The sequence below is a fragment of the Klebsiella pneumoniae subsp. pneumoniae HS11286 genome (assembly GCF_000240185.1).
Taxonomy (GTDB): Bacteria; Pseudomonadota; Gammaproteobacteria; order Enterobacterales; family Enterobacteriaceae; genus Klebsiella; species Klebsiella pneumoniae.
Genome location: NC_016845.1, coordinates 3,348,694 through 3,361,531 on the forward strand (window position 1 = coordinate 3,348,694; position 12,838 = coordinate 3,361,531).

Sequence of the window (12,838 nt, forward strand, 5' to 3'; positions counted from 1 at the left end):
CCGGTGTCACGCGCCGGGGCGTTTGTGCTAAACTGCGCACCCTTTTTTTCTGTGGTGCGCTGCCCGTGGCTGAAAATACTGTCTATTTCCCTGAAGCGTTTCTCGCTCAAATGCGCGCGGCGATGCCAGCGCATCTCTCTTTCGACGACTTTATCGCCGCCTGTCAGCGCCCGCTACGCCGCAGTATTCGCGTCAATACGCTGAAGATTAGCGTCGATGATTTCCTCTCTCTGGTTGCCCCCTACGGCTGGCAGCTCGCGCCGGTGCCCTGGTGCGCAGAGGGATTCTGGATCGAGCGAGAGGATGACGACGCGCTGCCGCTGGGCAGTACCGCCGAACATCTCAGCGGACTGTTCTATATTCAGGAAGCCAGTTCGATGCTGCCGGTCGCCGCCCTGTTCGCCGATAACCGGCAGCCCGAACGGGTGATGGACGTTGCCGCCGCCCCGGGATCGAAAACCACCCAAATTGCAGCCCGAATGGGCAACGCGGGCGGCATTCTCGCCAATGAATTCTCCGCCAGCCGGGTGAAGGTGCTGCATGCTAACATCAGCCGCTGCGGCATCAGCAACGTCGCTCTGACCCACTTCGACGGCCGGGTTTTTGGCGCGGCCTTGCCCGAAACCTTCGATGCCATCCTGCTTGACGCCCCCTGCTCCGGCGAAGGGGTTGTACGTAAAGACGCCGACGCGCTGAAAAACTGGTCGCCGGAGAGCAACCTCGACATCGCCGCCACTCAGCGCGAGCTTATCGACAGCGCCTTCCATGCTCTGCGCCCTGGCGGGACGCTGGTGTATTCCACCTGCACCCTGAATCGTGAAGAAAATCAATCGGTCATTGAGTGGCTGCTGTCCCGCTATCCGCAAGCGGTGGAGATCCTGCCGCTGGGAGAGTTGTTTCCCGGCGCAGCCGACGCCTTAACCGCGGAAGGTTTTCTGCACGTTTTTCCGCAAATTTACGATTGCGAAGGCTTCTTTGTCGCGAGGTTGCGCAAAACTGCGGCGATCGATCCGCTCCCGGCGCCAGGCTATAAGGTCGGTAAATTCCCGTTTACGCCGCTGAAGGACCGGGAGGCCGCCGCGGTAACTGCCGCCGCCAGGGCTGTTGGCCTGGAGTGGGACGCAGGCCATACGCTGTGGCAGCGGGATAAAGAGCTGTGGCTGTTTCCGCTGGCTTTGGAGCCCCTGTTCGGCAAGGTGCGCTTTTCTCGCATCGGCGTGCGCCTGGCGGAACTGCACAATAAGGGGTACCGCTGGCAGCATGAGGCGGTTATCGCCTTTGCCGCGCCGCAGCGCGCCTTCGAGCTGTCGCAGGAGGAAGCGGAGGAATGGTATCGCGGGCGCGACGTCTATCCGCAAACCGCGCCTGGGCAGGATGAAACCATTGTGACCTTCCAGGGCGTTCCGCTGGGCCTGGCGAAGCGCGTCGGCTCCCGACTGAAGAACAGCTATCCGCGCGAACTGGTGCGCGATGGAAAACTTTTTGCCGGCAAGGTGTGAGGCCGCGCAAAAAATGCGCACTTTTTGACTGGCGCTTTTCGCCCCATTGACTACGCTGAAAAATAACGGCCATAACTGGTCGTACCACAACTCAGCTGAAAAATGGGGTGAAGCGATGAGTAAAACCAATGTCCGCATCGGCGCGTTCGAAATAGACGATGCCGAACTGCACGGTGAGCATCAGGGTGAGCGAACGTTAAGCATACCCTGCAAATCCGATCCAGACTTATGTATGCAGCTTGACGCCTGGGATGCCGACACCAGCGTGCCCGCGATTCTCAATGGCGAACATTCCGTTCTCTACCGTAAACATTACGACCGCCAGTCCGATGCCTGGGTCATGCGCCTTGCCTGACACCAATGAACCCGTCGCCTGAGACGGGTTATTTATTTCCCCGTCCCGCCGTCATCCCCTACACTAAATAGTATGTGAACCCGAGCATGAGGCCAGGATGTTTGCCTTAGTGTTGTTTATTTGCTATCTGGATGGCGGCTGCGAGGACATTGTGGTTGACGTCTACCGCGAGGAAACGCAGTGCTTAGTGGCGATGGAGGATCAGCGAATCCGCCACGGTGGCTGCTACCCGATAGAAGATTTTATTGATGGCTTCTGGCAACCCGCCAGCGAATACAGCGACTTTTAGCCTACCGACTGCAGCGCCACCAGCGTCAGCGTCCCACCAAACACAGCGCCCGTATCAATATAGTGTTGATTATCGTGGTCATAACGCGCCTGAAGCGGCGTATGGCCAAACCAGAAATGGTCCGCGCCGGCAATAGCGCCATGGCGCCCCGCCAGGTGTTCACTCAGACGATAGCGGCTCCATAGTACCCGTTGGGGATCCACCGGCTGCTGCCAGCGATAGACCGGCGCCGGGTAATCGGCGTGGGCGATCACATGCCGCGCTTTCCCGCATTGCACTTCAATAATCAACGGTAGCCGCCGACAGTGCGCCAGCAGACGATCGACGTCGGCCCGCTGCCGCGCATCGCCCTTGACGTACCAGTCGCCACCGTTCATCTGCCAGAGCCGCATATCTCCGCTCTCCAGCGCCTCCAGCGCCATCTGCTCATGATTCCCCCGAACGGCCCTGAACCAGCGACAGCGCAACAGGCCAAGACAATCGGCGCTCTGCGGCCCGCGATCGATCAGATCGCCCACCGAGATCAGCAGATCGGCCCAGGGATCAAAGCGCAACTGACGCAGGCGATTCATCAGCAGCACAAAGCAGCCATGCAGATCGCCCATCAGCCAGATATTACGCCAGTCGCTGCCGTTAATACGTTGATACATATAATTACCTCTCAGCGGTAATTATAGGTAATTCCAGCAAAGGTCCACGGAATTTAATTTACACCTCAATCAATTTTAAACAGACGGCAAATATAGTCCGCCAGAGGATTAAGCTTGTCAGTGGCTCGCTTTAAAATAGGGGGAAATCACAACGAGGTGTTTATCGTGACAGACAATAGCCTGCATTCATCCGGCGTGCTAGCGCCGCGCTCGCATCTTATTGCCGATCTGGTGATGGGCAGATTGACACCTGCCCCCATCTGGCGGCAAAAAAATTACCGCTTTAAGTTTTTGCTGCGCACGGCCTTATTTTATAACGCCACCAGAGCGATGCTGGAAGCGCTCAGCGCTCGGGATGATTTTAATCAGCTGCTGGCCGCGCAGGCTACGCTGCCGGGCAAAGTACACCGTCAATATCTGACCCGCGATCTCAACGCCTGGCAGCGGGCGGTGGCGGTAATCAACCATTATCGTTATATCGACACCCTACGCGGATCGCGGCTGGCGCACGCTATGACCGCGGTGTCTGAGGTCCCGCTGCTGACGTTAAACGGAAAAGAGGACCGCCGGTTTACTCTTTATGCCTCCTCGGCAGGCAAAGCCGAACGTGAGGGTGAAACCACTCTGTGGCTGCGCGACAGCGACCACACCCTGCTGGCCAGCGCCACCTTCAGCGTAACCCGTGATCACGATGCCTGGCAGCTGGTTATCGGCGGTCTGCAGGGGCCACGACGTCACGTTTCTCATGAGGTGATTAAGCAGGCGACTCGCGCCTGCTACGGCCTGTTTCCGAAGCGCCTGCTGCTGGAGTTTATCTGGCAGCTGGCCGCTCGCAGCCAAATCGCGGCTATTTACGGCGTCAGCGATAACGGTCACGTGTTCCGCGCCCTGCGCTATCGCCTGAGCAAAGGCCGCCATTTCCACGCCAGCTACGACGAGTTCTGGCAGTCTATCGACGGCCAGCCGGAAAGCCCATGGCGCTGGCGGCTACCGCTATGTCTGGAAAGAAAATCGCTGGAGAGTATCGCCAGTAAAAAACGGGCTGAATATCGGCGGCGATTCCAGCTGCTGGATCAGCTGACGGAGCAGGTGGCAATATTGACGCAGCGGCATGCCGGTGACTAAATTGCACTGTCGGTGAAGCCGAATTACAACATGGCGTTTGCTTATTATGTCAATATTTCGCTACTATCAGGGTCCCCGAAGGCCACCGGATAGTCGCTTGCATAATGAGTAAAACCGAAATTTTTCTGCTGATTATTCTGGCGGTCATTCTGCTCGGGAGCATATGGTTTATTTTCAGCGATGAAATTTGGCTATTGCTCTGCTATCTGGAAAGCCAGATATACCCTACATTCAGCGTTCCGCAATAATATTTTCCGCCCGCAAAAGTGCTCGTGCTTATTATTTATGCCACCTCGTCAGCCGGCGAGGTGTAATCGCATGAATTGCCAAATCGTTTAGATTTTGCTTATTTTATTTATCATACAAATATGTATACTAGCAGGCTTCCGATGTTGGCCCGCCAGTTAACCTGCACGCCGGGCCTGTTTAGGTGCAGGTTTTTTCTTTTCTCCGCCCTCGTTTACGGTTCCACCTTTGCCACCTCCCCTTCCACAGGATGCGATTTATGTGTAAATGAATTGTGTATGCTAAAAACGGTGTGCTATAACGGGACATCCAGAGGCCAGCGGGTGTTTGACTGACAGGATGTCGCTGGCTCTTGGGAAAGAAGACAGATAAAGATAAAAAGAGACCGAATACGATTCCTGTATTCGGTCCAGGGAAATGGCTCTTGGGAGAGAGCCGTGCGCTAAAAGTTGGCATTAATGCAGGCTAAGTCGCCTTGCACTATAAGAATAGTTTAACGCGTCAGCTTTTCCAGTCCGCGGCCAAAGTGGCTGCATAATTCCTGGAAAGGGGGCCCCTGCCAGCGAAAAAACCGCCACTGCCGTTGTCCGGCAAGGGCGGTTTTTTTAATGTTATTACAGCAGGATAGCGAGAAAGTTTAGCAGAGCTTCTGCGCTCGCTCGATAAAGGGCGCGAGGCTCATTTTTTGTCCCGGATGCTGCGGATCGTCGATCTGGATCACTGAGATCGGCTGCGCGGTGGTTTTGCCGGCTTTGACCTGCTGCTCAGCCACCTCATTGAGCGGATACTGAACCAGCGTGCTCGGGTTGATGGCGTAAAGCGCGTTACCCGGTCGACAGGTCAACATAACCTCTTCCCGGTTGAACGCCCAGCTCTCCTTCCCCACCTCAAAACGGCTCACGGTGATAATTTGTGGCGCTGCCAGAGCAGCCCCGGAGCTTGCCAGTAACAACATGGTCAGAACAATTTTTTTCATGATTTTGCCAGTTAATTCAATAAGGTTCCCAGGTGGCAAACAGACTGACGGCCAGCAGCGCCAGCGCGCCCAGCCCTATTTCAGCCTGCGTGGTTCGCAGGATCAGGCTTTCCGCCTGCGAACCGCTTGCCGACATGCGCGGTACCAGAACATACCTGTTCACTAACGCAATTACCACCATCCCGGCGACCAGCGCACATTTGATCAACAACATGCGTCCCCACGGCGATGCGCCAATCAATCCTCCCTGGATCAACAGCGCATTGAGCGCTCCGCTGGCAATCGTGCCGGCGACGGCCAGATGCCCGTAACGTGAAAAGCGCGCCATGGTATTGACCGCGGCCGGCCGCCAGCGCCCCTGCGCCAGGCGCAGGCAATAGATAAAGGGCAACAGACCGCCGAACCAGCTGGCGACGCAGAAGAGATGCACAGCGTGGTTTGTCCGCTGCAGCACGCCGGTGAGACCATCGTGCATAGCGGCGTGCCCTACCCCGGCGGAAAGCAGCAGCTGTGCCGCCAGCAGGGCCACCAGCTGGCGGGCGCCGTGACGGGGACGGATCCACACTACCGCAAGCGCGATCCACGCCAGTAGGATCTGCCAGATCCACACTCCACCAAAGCGGGTCCCGGCCACCGCCTGCCAGACGGCGGGTCGCCAGACATCCGTCCAGCCCTCGCCCATTATTCCTCCCTGCAGGAGATACAGCGCCAGCGTAGAGATCGCGCCGATCAGTAGCAGCGGGCGCAGTAGTGGATAAAAGCGCAGCATCAGCACGCGTCTCAGCGGTACCGGCGCCCACCAGGCGCCATACAGCACGCAGCCAAAAGCCAGCATCAGGGAGATAAAGTGCCCAAAGCGCAGGGTAATATAGAGCCCGGTCAGCATCGCTTACTTCACGCTAAAGGTATATTGCCCTTTGGTTTTATGACCATCCACCGAGACCACATGCCATGCCACGGTGTACTCTCCCGGCGGCAAGGCTTCCGCCAAAGGTAACGTGACCTGGGCCGGATTATCGGCGCTGCGGGTCAGTTTTCCGGTAGCCACCGCATGCTGCTGCGGACCGGTGACGGTCACGCCGCTGAATGCGGGTTCAATACCTTCGGAAAAACTGAGCGTCAGCGTCTGTGGGGAAGCTGAAAGCTGCGCCCCGGCGGTCGGGATCTGCTGCTGCAGGTGAGCGTGGGCGAAGGCGCCCGCCGCGGTTAACATCCCGGCAAGCGCAACGGAGAGACGCAACGCGCGTCCAGCAAGAAGTCGCATATTCGTCATTCCCTTTTGTTATGTCTGTAGCACAGAGAATAACCCTGTATAATGCCAGAGTCGAGCCAGGCATCTGGCCCTGACCGGATTTATAAGCAGAGTGGAGTGGATGATGGAAAGAAATCTGGCCAAAATTTCGCAAGATGAGATGGATAAAGTCAATGTCGATCTCGCCGCCGCCGGCGTTGCTTTTAAGGAGCGGTACAATATGCCGGTGGTCGCTGATTTAGTCGAGCGTGAACAGCCTGCACATCTACGCGACTGGTTCCGTGAACGACTGATCGCCCATCGGTTGGCCTCCGTCTCCCTTTCGCGGCTACCGTGGGAGCCGAAACAGAAATAATGCGCGCTCGCCTCCTCCCCGTCGGTTGGCAAGCCCGGCCAATTCCATTACGCTTATTGTTTTGCTCTGGAGCGAGCCATGCTGCGCGTCATTGATACCGAAACCTGCGGCCTGCAGGGGGGCATCGTTGAAATCGCCTCGGTCGATATAGTCGACGGGCAAATTACCAATCCCATGAGCCATCTGGTGCGTCCCGATCGGCCCATCAGCCCGCAGGCGATGGCTATCCACCGGATCACGGAAGAGATGGTCGCCGATAAGCCGTGGATTGAGGAGATTATTCCGCACTATCATGGCAGCCCGTGGTACGTCGCGCATAACGCCAGCTTCGATCGCCGGGTGTTGCCGGAGATGCACGGCGAGTGGATCTGTACGATGAAGCTGGCCCGACGCCTGTGGCCGGGAATCAAATACAGCAATATGGGGTTATATAAGTCACGTAAGCTGAACGTGACTACGCCGCCTGGACTGCATCACCACCGGGCGCTGTATGACTGCTATATCACCGCCGCGCTACTGCTGGATATCATCAATGTTTCCGGCTGGACCCCTGACGAAATGGCCGATATCACCGGTCGGCCGGCGCTGCTGACTACTTTTACCTTCGGCAAATACCGGGGTAAGGCCGTCGCCGAGATTGCTGAAAACGATCCAGGCTATCTACGCTGGTTATTCAACAATCTCGACCGCATGAGCCCCGAACTGCGCCTGACGCTCAGGCATTACCTCGGGGAATAGCGCCTACACTGCCGCTTTTCCCGGCAGTGTCCCCTGCGCCAGGGCGATGAAAAAGGCGTACTCCAGCGCCACCCCTTCATAGCTTTTAAAGCGCCCGGATTTTCCGCCATGTCCGGAATCCATATCGGTGCAGAGCAGCAGCAGGTTATCGTCGGTTTTCAGTTCCCGCAGTTTCGCCACCCATTTAGCCGGCTCCCAGTATTGCACCTGGGAATCATGCAGACCGGTAGTCACCAGCATGTGGGGATAGGCCTGCGCCCTCACGCCGTCATAGGGACTGTAGCTTTTCATATAGTGATAATAGGTTTCATCCTGCGGATTTCCCCACTCTTCAAATTCACCGGTGGTCAGCGGAATAGTTTCATCCAGCATGGTGGTCACCACATCGACGAACGGCACCTGGGCTATCACACCATGGAACAGCTCTGGCCGTTCATTCACGGCCACGCCCATCAGCATTCCGCCGGCGCTGCCCCCCATGCCGTAGCAAAGCCGCGGATCGCCGTACCCCTGGGCAAGCAGCGCGTCACAGACGTCCAGATAGTCGTTGAAGGTATTTTCTTACACAGGAATTTACCGTCTTCATACCATTGCTGACCCAGCTCGCCGCCGCCGCGGACGTGGGCGATGGCGTAGACAAAGCCGCGGTTGAGCAGGCTCAGCCGGCTGGCGCTGAAATCGGCATCGATACTCTCGCCATATGAGCCATAGCCATAGACCAGCAGCGGGTTGCTCCCTTTGCGAAAATGTTCGCGATGGTAGACCAGAGAGACCGGGACTTCGACGCCATCGCGGGCGGTCACCCACAGGTGTTCGCTCTGGTAGCAGCTCGTATCCAGCCCCTTTACCTCCTGCTGTTTGATCACTCTTCGTTCGCCGGTATCCATATCCAGTTCAAACAGCGTATCCGGCGTAGTCATGGAGGAATAGCCGTAGCGCAGTCGCGACGTTTCGGGCTCCGGATTATAGGCAAGCCAGGTGACATAGGCCGGATCGTCAAAAGCGATCCCCACCACCTCCCGGGTCTTGCGGTTAATTTGCCGCAGACTGGTCAGGCCACGCTGACGCTCTTCCACAACCAGCCAGTCGGTAAACAGGGTAAATCCTTCGAGCATCACGTCGTGACGCGGCGGGATCAGCGTGGTCCACTGTTCTTCATCACGCAGCACGGTACGGTAGAGGCCGAAATTCTTCCCCTCCCGGTTGGAACGAAGATAGAAAGCGTGCTGATAGTGATCAAGACTGTATTCATGATCTTTACGCCGTGGCAGAAAGCAGACCGGCTCGGCGTCTGGCAGTTCGGCGTTGAGCAGCAGCACTTCGCTGGTGGTGGCGCTGGAGAGATAAATTACCACGAACTGCTGGGAGGTGGTTTTATGCACGCTGACGTAGAAGGTCTCATCTTTTTCCTCGTAGACCAGCACGTCGCTCTGCGCCGGTGTCCCGACGGTGTGGCGCCAGACCTGATAAGGGAGCAACGTGGTGGGATGTTTACGCACATACCAAACAAAGCGTGAATCGTTGCTCCAGGCAAAGCCGGAGGTGACATTTTCGAGGATTTCCGGGTACCACTCGCCGTTGCTGAGGTCGCAAAAGCGCAGGCCGTACTGGCGGCGGGAAAGGTAATCTTCCGCCACCGCCATTAGCTGGTTGTTGGGCGCAATGCCCAGTCCGCCCAGGGTGTAGAACTCGCTCTTCGCCGCCCGCTGGTTGGCATCGAGCAGGATCTCCCACTCATCCCACTCTTCTTTCAGCACCGACTGCCGCTGGTAGATAGCGTATTCGCAGCCCGGCTCATACACCTGACGGTAGCGAAAGCCGTTTTTACTGTAGGGGGCAGAGACTTCCCGCTGCGGAATGCGGTCGATAATCTCCTTCAGCAGACGCTCCTGCAGGCTGAGCTGCGAATCCATCACTTGCTTGCCGTAAGCGTTCTCCGCGTGCAGATACTCCAGCACGTCAGGTCGCGCGCGCTCATCGTCGCGCAGCCAGTAATAATTATCGATGCGTGTATCGCCATGCAAGGTCATGGCGTGAGGGATCCGTTTAGCTTTAGGTGGCATGTTATTCTTCTGCTGCTTTATCGTGACACAAGAGCATTCAGGCCGCAGGGTGGCGCCTGAATGATGACGTGTCTATAAGGGTGGCAAAAGACGCGAGCGATGCAAGCGAAACGTGATGATTTAGACGCTTAGCGCTTGTTTTTGTGACTGGATATCCTGTTCTATATCGGCCCGGACATCTTTCGGCAGCGCCAGGGCGTCTCCCAGCGCATTAAGATAGCTACGCTCCATAAAATGGTCGATATCAATCACCGCGCAGCTGACGTAGTAGATCTCCAGCGCCTCCTGCGGGTCGATGATGCCCTCGGCGAGACGCTGCGGATCCAGCGGCTGGGCCAGCGCCTGGTCAATTAGCACCCGGGCCTGAACGTCAATATTGGCCGCCCGCAGCTGAGTTTCAATATTCGCCCGCTCGTGGTCATCAATATGACCGTCGCTTTTCGCGGCAAATACCAGGGCCGTGATCAGCCGCACGCTACGCGGATCGACATCCGACGGCGCCGCTGCCGTCTCAGGCGCCTGGGCGGACGTATTCTGCGCGCGCATTTTCTGCTGATACTTGTTCCATAACACCGTGCCCGCCACCGCCCCGCCGCCTGCCAGCAGCGCGCTAGTGCCATATTTTGCCAACAATTTGCGTGACGATTTGCTGGCCACCAGCAATCCGGCCAGCCCACCGATGGCGCCGGGCAGCAGGCCGCTCCCTTTTGACGACTCGCCGGACGGTGACGCACCCTGCTGCCCGAGCAGCGACTGCAGTTGATGTAGCCAGTTAGCCATGGTTTTCCTCTCAGGTGACAAACACTGTTATCAGCCTAAACGACGCGATGTCAGGAAATGTTAGATATGGCTAAAGATGCGCAAAGGTACGTGCGACGGCAGCATCGGGGCCGACCGACCAGTGACTGACCGCCAGCGTTCAGGCTGCCCTGGCTTTGCGCGCTTTGGCCGCCGGCACGGCGTCATCACCCGCCGGAGAAGTTTCGGCGGTAGCCGACGGCGCGGAGGCGTCCTGTGCGGGCGTCTCTTGCTCCGGCAGTCGGCCAACTCGCAGGATATGCTGCAGCGCTTCTTTACGCTCCGCCAGCCACATCGCCATGGTATCGCGCTGGACGTCATCCATCTCCAGCGGCGATGCCACCAGCCAGTCATTCAGCACCTCTGCCAGATCGAGCATTTTGTCGTAAGCGTCGGCCTCTTTTTTGCTGGCAAAAGACATTTTTTCCTCACCTTCGCGGATCACCACATATTTAATTTCAACCGCCATACTGCAGCCTCTCAACACTGTATTTTTATACAGTATAGCAAATTTCCCTCCCGGACTCAACTCACGCGCGTTACGCGCGTAAAGACATACGCAAACGTTTTCGTTTATAATCGCTGCCATCTTTTTTTACTGCGGATGAGAGTTATGACTGTATTAGGCACCGCGCTGCGCCCGGCAGCCACCAAAGTTATGCTGTTAGGTTCCGGCGAGTTGGGTAAAGAAGTCGCTATTGAATGTCAGCGTCTGGGCATTGAAACCATCGCCGTAGACCGCTACCCCGATGCCCCGGCGATGCAGGTCGCCCACCGCGCCCACGTCATCAATATGCTGCACGGCGAGAGCCTGCGCGCCCTGATTGAACAGGAAAAACCCGATTACATCGTGCCGGAGATCGAAGCTATCGCTACCGACACCCTGGTCGAACTGGAACAGGCCGGGCAGAAAGTGGTCCCCACGGCGCGGGCGGCAAAGCTCACCATGAACCGCGAAGGCATTCGCCGCCTGGCGGCGGAAGAGCTGCAGCTTCCCACCTCCCGCTATCGTTTTGCCGACAGCGAAGAAGGCTTCCGCGCGGCGGTTACCGAGATCGGTTTGCCATGCATCGTTAAACCGGTGATGAGCTCCTCCGGCAAAGGCCAGAGCTTTATCCGCTCGGCTGACCAGCTCAGCGAAGCCTGGCGCTATGCGCAGCAGGGCGGCCGCGCTGGCGCCGGACGGGTGATCGTCGAGGGGGTGGTGAACTTCGATTTCGAAATCACCCTGCTCACCGTCAGCGCTGTCGATGGCGTGCATTTCTGCGCTCCGGTTGGCCATCGTCAGGAAGACGGCGATTACCGCGAGTCCTGGCAGCCGCAGCAGATGAGCGACCTGGCCCTCGAGCGTGCCCAGGCCATCGCCCGCGAGGTGGTGCTGGCGCTGGGAGGTTATGGTCTGTTTGGCGTGGAGCTGTTCGTATGCGGCGACGAGGTGATCTTCAGCGAAGTCTCCCCGCGACCACACGACACCGGGATGGTGACGCTTATCTCCCAGGATCTCTCGGAATTCGCCCTGCACGTTCGCGCCTTCCTCGGGCTACCCGTCGGCGCTATCCGCCAGTATGGTCCGGCCGCCTCCGCGGTGATCCTTCCGCAGTTGTCCAGCCAGAACGTCAGCTTTGGCCAGCTGCAGTCGGCCGTCGGGGCTGGCCTGCAGCTGCGTCTGTTCGGCAAGCCGGAGATTGACGGTACCCGCCGCCTGGGGGTAACCCTCGCCGTCGCCGATTCGGTTGAGGAAGCCGTGGCGCGGGCTAAAGCCGCCGCCGCGGCGGTCATCGTCGAAGGGTAAAGACAAAAAAACCCGGTCGCGTTGCCGCAGACCGGGTTGTTGACCTGGAGGCGTGGTTTATTTCGCGCCTTCCACCGCTTCTCGCGCGAGGGTGGTGATGCGATCGTAGTCGCCGGCTTCGAGGGCGTCGGCTGGCACCAGCCAGGAACCGCCGATGCACAGTACGCTGTTCAGCGCCAGGTAGTCACGGTAGTTGGCCGGAGAGATACCGCCGGTCGGGCAGAAACGAATGTGGCCGAACGGACCCGCAATCGCCTGCAGGGCTTTCACGCCGCCGTTGGCTTCCGCCGGGAAGAATTTAAACTCTTTCAGGCCATACTGCATACCCAGCATCAGCTCAGATACCGTGCTGATCCCCGGGATCAGCGGGATGGTGCCGTCTTCGGTCGCCGCTTTCAGCAGGGATTCGGTAAGACCCGGGCTGATAGCGAACTGCGCGCCGGCTTCCGTTACCGCTTTCAACTGCTCAACGTTGGTAACCGTGCCCGCGCCGACAATCGCGTCCGGAACTTCTTTGGCAATCGCGCGGATCGCCTCCAGGGCGCACTCGGTGCGCAGGGTAACTTCCAGCACGCGAACGCCGCCCGCCACCAGCGCTTTCGCCATCGGTACCGCGTGTTCCAGCTTTTTCACTACGATAACCGGGACAACCGGACCGGAGGTGAGGATTGCTTCTGCTGTTGTTTTCCAGTTTTTCATC

General features: G+C 58.1%; 17 protein-coding genes and 1 other annotated feature. Of the genes, 8 read left to right on the forward strand and 9 right to left on the reverse strand.

All coding sequences use genetic code 11. From position 1 onward, the window contains the following. Positions 1-65: 65 nt before the first annotated feature. The 3 genes from KPHS_33670 to KPHS_33690 all read left to right on the forward strand — a co-directional run bounded on the left by KPHS_33670 (position 66) and on the right by KPHS_33690 (position 2,143). A complete protein-coding gene (locus tag KPHS_33670) occupies positions 66-1,499 on the forward strand; it encodes a putative methyltransferase (protein ID YP_005227667.1) in 1,434 nt (477 codons plus the stop codon). A 46-nt stretch (positions 1,500-1,545) separates the two neighbouring features. After that, positions 1,546-1,854 (forward strand): YebV family protein, encoded by a 309-nt coding sequence (locus tag KPHS_33680; protein ID YP_005227668.1) that lies wholly within the window; start codon positions 1,546-1,548, stop codon positions 1,852-1,854. A gap of 97 nt (positions 1,855-1,951) precedes the next feature. Next, positions 1,952-2,143 carry a YebW family protein gene (locus tag KPHS_33690; protein ID YP_005227669.1) on the forward strand — a complete coding sequence of 64 codons (192 nt, stop codon included), beginning with the start codon at positions 1,952-1,954 and terminating at the stop codon, positions 2,141-2,143. On the opposite strand, the gene KPHS_33700 is transcribed toward KPHS_33690, so the two are convergent. Beyond that, positions 2,140-2,793 carry a protein phosphatase 1 gene (locus KPHS_33700; RefSeq protein ID YP_005227670.1) on the reverse strand — a complete coding sequence of 218 codons (654 nt, stop codon included), beginning with the start codon at positions 2,791-2,793 and terminating at the stop codon, positions 2,140-2,142. The two genes, KPHS_33690 and KPHS_33700, sit on opposite strands and share 4 nt — an antisense overlap. Positions 2,794-2,949: 156 nt before the next feature. Between KPHS_33700 and KPHS_33710 the strand changes: the two genes are divergently transcribed. Next, entirely contained in the window at positions 2,950-3,918 is a 969-nt protein-coding gene (locus tag KPHS_33710; protein ID YP_005227671.1) for a DUF535 domain-containing protein, read from the forward strand. Between the two features lie 104 nt (positions 3,919-4,022). Beyond that, a complete protein-coding gene (locus tag KPHS_33720) occupies positions 4,023-4,166 on the forward strand; it encodes an Ecr family regulatory small membrane protein (protein ID YP_005227672.1) in 144 nt (47 codons plus the stop codon). Between the two features lie 635 nt (positions 4,167-4,801). Here the strand turns inward: KPHS_33720 and KPHS_33730 are convergent. Genes KPHS_33730 through KPHS_33750 form a run of 3 tightly spaced genes read right to left on the reverse strand, consistent with a single transcriptional unit; the run spans position 4,802 to position 6,404 of the window. After that, positions 4,802-5,140: a YebY family protein gene (locus KPHS_33730; RefSeq protein ID YP_005227673.1), complete on the reverse strand. Its 339-nt coding sequence runs from the start codon at positions 5,138-5,140 to the stop codon at positions 4,802-4,804. Positions 5,141-5,156: 16 nt separating this feature from the next. After that, positions 5,157-6,026 carry a putative resistance protein gene (locus tag KPHS_33740; RefSeq protein YP_005227674.1) on the reverse strand — a complete coding sequence of 290 codons (870 nt, stop codon included), beginning with the start codon at positions 6,024-6,026 and terminating at the stop codon, positions 5,157-5,159. Positions 6,027-6,029: 3 nt separating this feature from the next. After that, a complete protein-coding gene (locus KPHS_33750) occupies positions 6,030-6,404 on the reverse strand; it encodes a CopC domain-containing protein YobA (protein ID YP_005227675.1) in 375 nt (124 codons plus the stop codon). A 112-nt stretch (positions 6,405-6,516) separates the two neighbouring features. Here KPHS_33750 and KPHS_33760 point away from each other — a divergent pair, with 112 nt between their 5' ends. Continuing rightward, positions 6,517-6,747, forward strand: a complete 231-nt coding sequence (locus KPHS_33760; protein ID YP_005227676.1) for a DNA polymerase III subunit theta — start codon at positions 6,517-6,519, stop codon at positions 6,745-6,747. A gap of 78 nt (positions 6,748-6,825) precedes the next feature. Then, positions 6,826-7,485 carry an exodeoxyribonuclease X gene (locus tag KPHS_33770; protein ID YP_005227677.1) on the forward strand — a complete coding sequence of 220 codons (660 nt, stop codon included), beginning with the start codon at positions 6,826-6,828 and terminating at the stop codon, positions 7,483-7,485. 3 nt (positions 7,486-7,488) lie between these two features. Here KPHS_33770 and KPHS_33780 read toward each other — a convergent pair whose 3' ends face one another. The 4 genes from KPHS_33780 to KPHS_33810 form a co-directional block, all read right to left on the reverse strand. Further along, a complete protein-coding gene (locus tag KPHS_33780) occupies positions 7,489-7,938 on the reverse strand; it encodes a protease 2 (RefSeq protein YP_005227678.1) in 450 nt (149 codons plus the stop codon). Beyond that, positions 7,489-9,515: a sequence feature (potential frameshift: common BLAST hit: gi|152970908|ref|YP_001336017.1| protease 2), on the reverse strand. Its footprint overlaps the gene before it by 450 nt. Next, positions 7,938-9,515, reverse strand: a complete 1,578-nt coding sequence (locus KPHS_33790) for a protease 2 (RefSeq protein YP_005227679.1) — start codon at positions 9,513-9,515, stop codon at positions 7,938-7,940. Its footprint overlaps the feature before it by 1,578 nt. The genes KPHS_33780 and KPHS_33790 overlap by 1 nt, the downstream gene beginning before the upstream one ends. A 153-nt stretch (positions 9,516-9,668) precedes the next feature. After that, entirely contained in the window at positions 9,669-10,328 is a 660-nt protein-coding gene (locus KPHS_33800) for a tellurite resistance TerB family protein (protein ID YP_005227680.1), read from the reverse strand. Positions 10,329-10,467: 139 nt separating this feature from the next. Further along, entirely contained in the window at positions 10,468-10,815 is a 348-nt protein-coding gene (locus KPHS_33810; RefSeq protein ID YP_005227681.1) for an SOS regulon DNA damage-inducible protein, read from the reverse strand. A gap of 144 nt (positions 10,816-10,959) precedes the next feature. On the opposite strand from KPHS_33810, the gene KPHS_33820 reads away from it, so the two are divergent. After that, the gene (locus KPHS_33820; RefSeq protein YP_005227682.1) at positions 10,960-12,138 is read left to right on the forward strand and encodes a phosphoribosylglycinamide formyltransferase 2; all 1,179 of its coding nucleotides are present in this window, start codon (positions 10,960-10,962) and stop codon (positions 12,136-12,138) included. 57 nt (positions 12,139-12,195) lie between these two features. On the opposite strand, the gene KPHS_33830 is transcribed toward KPHS_33820, so the two are convergent. Beyond that, positions 12,196-12,837, reverse strand: a complete 642-nt coding sequence (locus KPHS_33830) for a keto-hydroxyglutarate-aldolase/keto-deoxy-phosphogluconate aldolase (protein ID YP_005227683.1) — start codon at positions 12,835-12,837, stop codon at positions 12,196-12,198. Between the last annotated feature and the right edge of the window lies 1 nt (position 12,838).